Below are 7949 nucleotides of genomic sequence, written 5' to 3'. Positions count from 1 at the left end.
AGACCGGCGCGAATCATCGTGTTGACCGCGTTTCCACCGCCGCCTCCGACGCCGACCACCTTGATCCGCGCGCGGAGATCCGTCGCCTGCTCGAACTCGATCATCTCATCCCCCCATGGAACGGGTCTCACTGTAACTCGCTTGTCGCGCGCTGCGAGTACCCGGCGTGAAATTTTTTCCGTTCAGCGCATCTCGCCGTAGAACCACTCGCGCATGCGCGTGCGCACCTTGCGGAACGACGACCCGTCGTACACGCGGAAGCGCGGCTTGCCGGCGCGTTTCGAGCCGTAGAGCGCGAGCCCGACCGCGGTCGCGAACTCCGGACCCTGCACGCGGTCCACGAGCCCCCCGATCCCCCGCGGTGTACCCCTGCGCACGGGCAGCTCGAAGATCTCCTCCGCCAGCTCGGGCAGACCCTCCAGCGCGCTCGTGCCGCCGGTCACCACGATGCCCGAGGGGATCTTGTCCAAGTGACCCGTGCGCGCGAGCTCCTCGCGCACCAGCGACAGGATCTCCTCCACCCGCGGCTCGAGGAACTCCGAGAGCATCTTGCGCGAGACCTCGCGGGGCGCGCGCCCCCCGACGCTCGGCACGGTCAGGAGCTCCTCGCGCGGCAGATAGCGCGCCGCCGCGCAGCCGAAGCGCCGCTTGATGCGCTCGGCCTGGTCGAACGGGGTGCGCAGGCCCACGGCGGCGTCGTTGGTCAGGTGGTAGCCGCCGAGTGACAGCACCGCGGTGTGCTTGATCGAGCCGTCGCCGAACACCGCCACGTCGGTGGTCCCGCCGCCCAGGTCGATCAGCGCGACGCCCAGCTCCTTCTCGTCGGGCGCGAGCGTGGCCTCGGCCGAGGCCAGCGGCTCGAGCACGATGTCGATCACGTTCAGCCCGGCCTTGTTCGCCGACTTGATCACGTTCTGCGCCGACGTGACTGCCGCGGTCACGATGTGCACCTTCGCGATCAGCCGCACGCCCGACATGCCGACCGGCTGCTTGATGCCGTCCTGCCCGTCGAGCTCGTACTCCTGCGGGATCACGTGGATCACCTCGCGGTCGGCCGGGATCGCGATCGCCTGGGCCTGCTCGATCACGCGCTTCAGGTCCGCGGGGCGCACCTCGCGGTCCTTGATCGCGATCATGCCGATCTCGTTGTGCGCCTGGATGTGCCCGCCGGCGATGCCGGCGTACACCGAGCTGATCTCGCAGCCCGCCATCATCTCGGCCTCGTCGACCGCCTTGCGGATCGAGTCGACGGTCGCCTCGATGTCGACCACCACGCCCTTGCGCAGCCCGCGCGAGGGGTGAGTCCCGATTCCGATCACCTCGATCGTGTCGCCACTCGGCTCTGCGACGACCGCGCAGATCTTGGTGGTGCCGACGTCGAGCCCGACGATCAGCTCATCGTGTTTCGCCATTCTCTCCTCCTGCCGGCTTGTGCAGATCGCGCAAGACCGGATTGCTCCTGAAACGCAGATCGACTTCCTGTGCGCCCGTGCTCTCGACGACGTCGCTGTCGGAGAGCTGGCGCCAATCCGCAAACGAGGCGCGCGCGTCGCGGCCCACCACCAGGCGCACGGGGTTGCCCAGGGTGCGCACGTGGATCTCGGAGGCGCTGGCCGCCTCGACGCTCGCGAGGTTCAGGCCCGTGTCGCGCGCGGCGGCCACCACCGGCAGGGCGAAGCGCGGCTCACCGGTGAGCTGCGGGAGTCTTTCGGCCTCGCCGGGCAGCGCGGGGAAACGCGCGCCGCTCTGGTCGAGCGCGAGGCCGCTGCGCAGCTCGAACGCGATGGGCGTGCGCTCGGTGACCGCGATCACCAGGCGATCGGGCGGGATGCGCATGGCGCGCGCGTGCGCGATGCGCGGGTGCTTGGCCAGCGCGCTCGAGGCGCGCGCCGGGTCGAGGTCGACGAGCGGGGTGTTCGCGGCGATCCCGGTCAGCTTCCACAGTGAGTCGTGGTCGAGCGCGCGCACGCCCACGAACTCCACGTGGTGCAGGCGGAACAGCTCGCCGCGCGCCAGCTCGCCCAGCCCGTGCGCTTCGAGATAGCCGTGGTGGCGCGCCCAGAGCAGGGCGAAGACCACGGCCACCAGAGCGAGCGCCCGTTTCAGCCCGCGCGGCAGCGCCGCGCCGTCCAGCCTGCGGGCGGTCATGCGTCTTCTCCCACGATCTTCACCTCGGTCTGGAGTGACACGCCGGTGCGCTCGCGGACGACCGTCCGCGCGCGCTCGATCAGCGCCAGCACGTCGGCCGCGCGTGCGCCGCTCTCGGTGACGATGAAGTTGCCGTGCAGGGGAGAGATGCAGGCCCCGCCGATGCGCGTGCCCTTGAGCCCGGCCGCCTCGATCAGGCGGCCCGCGAAGTCACCGGGCGGATTCACGAACACCGAGCCGCAGCTCGGCTGGTCGACCGGCTGGGTCGCGCGCCGCTCGGCCATGAGCTGCTTCTGCCGCGCGCGGATCGCCTCGGGCTCGTCCGGCGTGGTGGCGAAGCTGGCCGCGAGCACCACGGCGCCCGGCGGGAGCTCGGTCCTGCGGTAGTGGAAGGCCAGCTCGGCGCGCGCACGGGTCAGCGCGCGACCGGCCGCCGGGTCGAAGAGCTCGACCGAGGTCACCACGTCCTTCACCTCGCGCGCGCGCGTGCCGGCGTTCATGGCGATCCAGCCGCCCACCGTGCCCGGAATGCCGATCGCGAACTCGAGCCCCGCGCGGCCGCGCTCGGCCGCGAAGCGCGTGACCTGCGAGTGACTCGCGCCGGCCTCGGCGCGCAGGCCCCCCTGCGCGTCGAGCGCGAGCCCGCGCAGGCCGGCGAGCCGCACGACCACGCCGCGCACGCCGCCGTCGCGCACCAAGAGGTTGAACCCGCCGCCCAGCACCAGGAGCGGCACGCCGCGCGCGCGGCAGAAGTCGACGATGCGCGCCAGCTCGTCGCGGCTCTCGACCGCCGCCAGCGCGTCGGCCGGGCCGCCCACGCGCAGCGACGTCCACTCCGCGAGTGACTCGCCGCCCGAGACGCGTCCCGGGACCAGCGCGGAGAGCTCTTCGGCGAGTGACCGGTCAAGTCCCAGAGCCCCCTCCATCTCCGGCCAGGAACTCGCTGGCGAGCCGGCCGATGTCTCCCGCGCCCATGAAGAACACCAGGTCGCCCGGGCGCGCGAGCTCGCGCAGGCGCGGCACGATCGCAGACTTCTCGGGCACGAACTCACACGCGCGGTGGCCACAGGCGCGCACGGCCTCGGCGAGCGCCTCGGCGGACACGCCGGGGATCTTCTCCTCGCCGGCGGCGTAGATCTCGGTGAGCAGCACGACGTCGGCGTCGTGGAAGGCGCGCGCCAGCTCGTCGAACACGTCGCGCGTGCGCGAGTAGCGGTGCGGCTGATAGGCCACGAGGATGCGCCGGCCCAGCCCCTCGCGCGCCGCGGCCAGCGCCGCGCGCACCTTCGCGGGATGGTGCGAGTAGTCGTCGATCACCATGATGCCGTCGCGCTCGCCCTTGATCTCGAAGCGCCGCTCCACGCCGCGGAAGCCGGCGAGCGCCTGCTGGATCTTGGGGACCGGCACGTCGAACTCGAGCCCGACCGCGATCGCCGCGAGCGCATTCTGCACGTTGTGTCTGCCGGGAACGCGCAGGCTGAAGCTCGCGAGCGGCTGGCCGTGGGTGCGCACCGCGAAGCGCATGCCCAGGCCCGCCGTCTCGACCCGCTCGGCCGACACGTCGGCCTGGGGAGACAGTCCGTAGGTCCAGGCGCGGCGAGTCACCAGTGGCAGCAGGGTCTGCACGTGCGGGTCGTCGATGCACAGCACCGCGGCGCCGTAGAACGGCACGCGGTTGGCGAACTCGACGAACGCGGCGTGCAGGTTCTCGAAGCTGCCGTAGTGATCGAGGTGGTCGCGGTCGATGTTCGTGATCACCACGACCGTGGGCACGAGCCGCAGGAACGAGCCGTCGCTCTCGTCGGCCTCGGCGACCAGCACCTCTCCCTCGCCCAGGCGCGAGTTCGCGCCCAGGCTGATCACGCGCCCGCCCACGATCGTGGTCGGGTCGAGCCCGCCCGCGGCCAGCACCTCGGCGGTCATCGAGGTGGTCGTCGTCTTGCCCGCCGAGCCGCCGATCGCCACGCCGTACTTCATGCGCATGAGCTCGGACAGGAGCTCGGCGCGCGGAATCACGGGAATAGTCGCGAGCTCGGCGGCGCGCAGCTCCGGGTTGTTGCGCGGGACCGCCGAGGAGAACACCACCACGTCCGCGCCGTCGACGGCGGTCGCGTCGTGGCCGATCGAAATGCGGATGCCGAGCTCGCGCATGCGGCGCGTGGCGGCGCTCTCGCGCAGGTCGGAGCCCGACACCGAGTAGCCTTGCACGTGCAGTATCTCGGCCAGGCCCGACATGCCCACGCCGCCGATGCCCACGAAGTGCACGCGCTGTACGCGCCGTCTCATCGCCCGCCTCCGCGCAAGAGCTCCTTGCAGGCCAGCCAGATGTCGCGCGCCGCGTCGGGCCGGGCGCGCGACAGCGCCGCGGCGGCCATGCGCGCGCGCCGCGCGGGGTCGCCGAGCAGTGACACGACCGCGTCGCCCAGGCGCTGCGCGGCCTCGGCGTCGGGAATCACCACGCACGCCCCGTGGCGCTCGAGCTCGCGCGCGTTCGCCATCTGGTGGTCGTCGGCGGCGAACGGGTAGGGCACCAGCACCGAAGCCACGCCCGCCACGCAGATCTCGGCCACCGTGCCGCCCGCGCGGGCCACCACCAGGTCGGCGCGCGCCATGCGCTCGGGCAGGTCGTCGAAGAACGCGGCCACGTCGGCGCGCACGCCGGCGGCCTGGTACGCGGCGCGTGTCTCCTCGAGGCCCGAGGCGCCGGTCTGGTGCGTGATCTCGAGCCCGGGAATCTGCGCGAGCCGCGGCAGCGCGGCCGCGAGCGCGCGATTCACCGAGCGCGCGCCCTGGCTCGCGCCGGTCACGAGCAGGCGAGTCACTCCCGTCCGAGGGTCGCGTGGGCAGCCGGCTCCGGCCTTGGGCAGGGCCCGCACCGGGCGGCCCGACAGCACGGCGCGGCCCGCCGGGAAGTACGGGATCGCGTCCTCGAAGGCCACGAAGCTGCGGCGCGCGAAGCGGCCCAGGAGCCGGTTGGCGCGGCCCGGGCGCGCGTTGGGCTCGAGCAGCGCCGTGGGGATGCCGAGCGTGACTGCCGCGGCCACCGCGCCCACCGAAGCGTAGCCGCCCACGCCGATCACGAGGTCCGGGCGATGCGCCTGGAGCTGCCCGCGCGCCACCCAGATGCCGTACAGGCCCGTGACCATGCCGGAGAGACCGCGCCACAGCCCGCGGCCAGTCACTTGCGCGCTGGGCACGAGCTCGAGCGGGTAGCCCGCGGCCGGCACGTACTTCGTCTCGAGCCCGCGCGCCGTGCCCACGAAGCGCACGTCGGCGTCGGGCTCCGCCTTGCGGATCGCGTCGGCCAGCGCGAGCGCCGGGAAGATGTGGCCGCCGGTGCCGCCGCCCGCGAGCAGGACCGTCAGCGCCATCCCGACCTCCCGCGTTTCGACGGCCGCGCCGCGTTGGCGATGAGTCCGAGTGACGCGAGGCTCGCGACCAGCGAGGTCCCGCCGTAAGACACGAGCGGCAGCGTGCTGCCCTTGGTCGGCAGCACGCCCATGGCCACGCCGGCGTTCAGCATGGCCTGCAGCCAGAGCGTGAGTCCCGCGCCCAGGGTGACCAGCGTGGCGAACGGCGTCTTGGCGCGCTGCGCGATCCCGAGCGATGCCAGCGCGAGCACCGCGAAGCCCACGAGCACGAGGGCCACGCCGAACAGCCCGACTTCCTCGCCGACCACCGACAGGATGAAGTCGTTGTGCGCCTCGGGCAGGAAGAAGAGCTTCTGCTGACCTGCCCCGAAGCCCACGCCGAAGATCCCGCCGGCGCCGAACGCGAGCTGTGACTGGACGAGCTGGTAGCCGTGACCGCGCGGGTCGGCCCACGGGTCCAGGAACGCGAGCAGCCGCTGCACGCGGTAGTCCCGCACCAGCATGGCCATGGCGGCGAGCGGCAGCACCAGCGCCCCGGTGAGTCCCAGGTGGTCCAGGCGCGCGCCCGCCGCGAAGATCAGCACGGCGGCGAACATCGCGATCAGCATCGCGCCGCCGAAGTCGGGCTGGCGCAGCAGGAGCAGCACCGGAATGCCGGCCAGGATCGCCGGCACGCCGATGCTCATGCGGTAGTCGCCCATGCGGTCCTGGTGCGAGGCGAGCCACTGCGAAAGACCGAACAGGACGCCGAGCTTCGCGGGCTCGAGCGGCTGGAAGGCGAACGGGCCCAGCACGAGCCAGCGCTGCGCCCCGCCGCCCGAGACACCGAGCGGGGTGAAGGTCGCCGCGAGCGCCAGCACCGAGGCGCCCCAGGCCAGGAGCCCGAGTCGCTCGAGCCAGGCGAGCGGGGTCCAGAAACACACGGCGCCGACCGCGAGCCCCAGCCCCAGCGCGAGCGTCTGCCGGCCCAGATAGGTGAAGGTCGTGCCGAACATGACCTCGGAGCGCGCCGCGCTCGCGCTGTACACCATGACCAGGCCGAAGCCGACCAGGAGCACGCCCGCGACCGCGAGCTGGGACGTTCCGAAGCGACTCAGCATGCCGCGCCTCCCGCGCCCTCGGGGATGGCGCACGCGAGGGCCGCGAACTGCTCGCCGCGGTCCTCGAAGCTTTTGAACTGGTCGAAGCTCGCGCACGCGGGCGCGAGCAGCACCACGTCGCCCGGCCGCGCGCTCGCGGCGGCGTACGCCACCGCGTCGGCCAGCGTGTCGACGCGCTCGACGCGAATCACCGGCGACAGCACGCGCGCCAGGTCCTCGGCCGACTCACCGAACACGTAGGCGATGCGCACGCGCGCGCGCCTCGCGGCGTCGGCCAGCGGCGCGAAGTCGAGGCCCTTGTTGCGCCCGCCCGCGAGCCACACGATGCGCGTGGTCTGCGAGAGGAGACTCGCCACCGCCGCGGCGGGGTTGGTCGCCTTGGAGTCGTCGACCCAGCGCACGCCTGCGCGCACGCACACGTCGCGCACGCGGTGCGGCAGGCCCTGGAAGCGCGCCAGCACGGAGTGAATCGCGTCGGCGCTCGCGCCCGCGAGGTCTGCGGCGGCCGCGGACGCGAGCGCGTTGTCGACTGGCCGGCGCGAGGCGCTCGACAGCTCTGCCAGCGGAATGCGCGCGCGCAGCTCGCCTTCGCGCACCACGCACAGCGAGTCACCGTCGAGCCACGCGCCGGTCTCGACGCGCTCGCGGGTCGAGAACCAGGCGACGCGCGCCGGCGCCTTGCGCGCCACGGCGCTCGACCACGCGTCGTCGCGGTTCGCCACGAGCCAGGCCTCGGGCGCCTGCAGCTCCGCAAGCCGCGCCTTGGCCGCGCCGTAGCGCTCGAGCGTGCCGTGGCGGTCGAAGTGATCGGGCGCGAGGTTGAGCAAGAGCGCCACGTCGGCGTGCAGCGCGCGCGCGTGCTCGAGCTGGAAGCTCGAGAGCTCGGCCACGACCCACTCGTAGCCTTGGCCGACCAACGAGCACAGGGCGGTGCCGATGTTGCCGCCCACGCCCGTGCGGAAGCCGCTCTCGGCGAGGATCTCCCCGACCAGCGTGGTGGTGGTGCTCTTGCCGTTCGAGCCCGTGACCCCGATGAGCCTGGCGTCGAGGAACTGCGCTGCGAGATCGACTTCGGGGATCAGCTTGGGATCGGCGCGGGTCGGGAAGCCCGGGCTGGCGACCACCGCGTCGAACCCGCCGTAGCCCGGCGCCGAGTCGCCCGAGAGCGTCTCGACGCCCGCGGGCAGGCCGGCCAGCGCTTCCGCCTTGCGGTCGTAGACCGCCACGCGGGCGCCCGCGCGCAGCAAGAGCTCGGCCGCCGCGCGCCCGGAGCGCGCGGCACCCAACACCAAAATGTGTCGGCCGGAATAGTTCATAGGAATTCGGTCGG

7 protein-coding genes are annotated in these 7949 nt (G+C 73.0%); all 7 read right to left on the bottom strand.

From position 1 onward, the window contains the following. Positions 1–182: 182 nt before the first annotated feature. The 7 genes from ftsA to murD are packed head-to-tail and all read right to left on the bottom strand — an operon-like array spanning position 183 to position 7935. Entirely contained in the window at positions 183–1412 is a 1230-nt protein-coding gene (gene ftsA / locus VMR86_04050; GenBank protein ID HTO06208.1) for a cell division protein FtsA, read from the bottom strand. Next, positions 1396–2148 carry an FtsQ-type POTRA domain-containing protein gene (locus VMR86_04045; protein ID HTO06207.1) on the bottom strand — a complete coding sequence of 251 codons (753 nt, stop codon included), beginning with the start codon at positions 2146–2148 and terminating at the stop codon, positions 1396–1398. Before VMR86_04045 ends, ftsA begins: the two co-directional genes overlap by 17 nt. Next, positions 2145–3074 carry a UDP-N-acetylmuramate dehydrogenase gene (murB, locus tag VMR86_04040; GenBank protein ID HTO06206.1) on the bottom strand — a complete coding sequence of 310 codons (930 nt, stop codon included), beginning with the start codon at positions 3072–3074 and terminating at the stop codon, positions 2145–2147. The genes VMR86_04045 and murB overlap by 4 nt, the downstream gene beginning before the upstream one ends. Continuing rightward, a complete protein-coding gene (gene murC, locus VMR86_04035; protein ID HTO06205.1) occupies positions 3052–4434 on the bottom strand; it encodes a UDP-N-acetylmuramate--L-alanine ligase in 1383 nt (460 codons plus the stop codon). Before murC ends, murB begins: the two co-directional genes overlap by 23 nt. Further along, positions 4431–5519, bottom strand: a complete 1089-nt coding sequence (gene murG / locus VMR86_04030; protein HTO06204.1) for an undecaprenyldiphospho-muramoylpentapeptide beta-N-acetylglucosaminyltransferase — start codon at positions 5517–5519, stop codon at positions 4431–4433. The genes murC and murG overlap by 4 nt, the downstream gene beginning before the upstream one ends. Beyond that, a complete protein-coding gene (gene ftsW / locus VMR86_04025) occupies positions 5510–6619 on the bottom strand; it encodes a putative lipid II flippase FtsW (GenBank protein ID HTO06203.1) in 1110 nt (369 codons plus the stop codon). Before ftsW ends, murG begins: the two co-directional genes overlap by 10 nt. Further along, entirely contained in the window at positions 6613–7935 is a 1323-nt protein-coding gene (murD, locus tag VMR86_04020; protein HTO06202.1) for a UDP-N-acetylmuramoyl-L-alanine--D-glutamate ligase, read from the bottom strand. The genes ftsW and murD overlap by 7 nt, the downstream gene beginning before the upstream one ends. Positions 7936–7949: the final 14 nt, after the last annotated feature.

This window comes from Myxococcota bacterium, assembly GCA_035498015.1.
Taxonomy (GTDB): domain Bacteria; phylum Myxococcota_A; class UBA9160; order SZUA-336; family SZUA-336; genus VGRW01.
Note: the sequence above shows the minus strand (reverse complement) of the source record. Positions and strands in the feature narration are given on the sequence as shown.

Bases quoted from the DNA above. Each gene is read 5' to 3' on its own strand.
- VMR86_04045 (HTO06207.1), bottom strand. From the start codon at position 2,148: ATGACCGCCCGCAGGCTGGACGGCGCGGCGCTGCCGCGCGGGCTGAAA.
- murC (HTO06205.1), bottom strand. From the start codon at position 4,434: ATGAGACGGCGCGTACAGCGCGTGCACTTCGTGGGCATCGGCGGCGTG.
- murB (HTO06206.1), bottom strand. From the start codon at position 3,074: ATGGAGGGGGCTCTGGGACTTGACCGGTCACTCGCCGAAGAGCTCTCC.
- murG (HTO06204.1), bottom strand. From the start codon at position 5,519: ATGGCGCTGACGGTCCTGCTCGCGGGCGGCGGCACCGGCGGCCACATC.
- ftsA (HTO06208.1), bottom strand. From the start codon at position 1,412: ATGGCGAAACACGATGAGCTGATCGTCGGGCTCGACGTCGGCACCACC.
- murD (HTO06202.1), bottom strand. From the start codon at position 7,935: ATGAACTATTCCGGCCGACACATTTTGGTGTTGGGTGCCGCGCGCTCC.
- ftsW (HTO06203.1), bottom strand. From the start codon at position 6,619: ATGCTGAGTCGCTTCGGAACGTCCCAGCTCGCGGTCGCGGGCGTGCTC.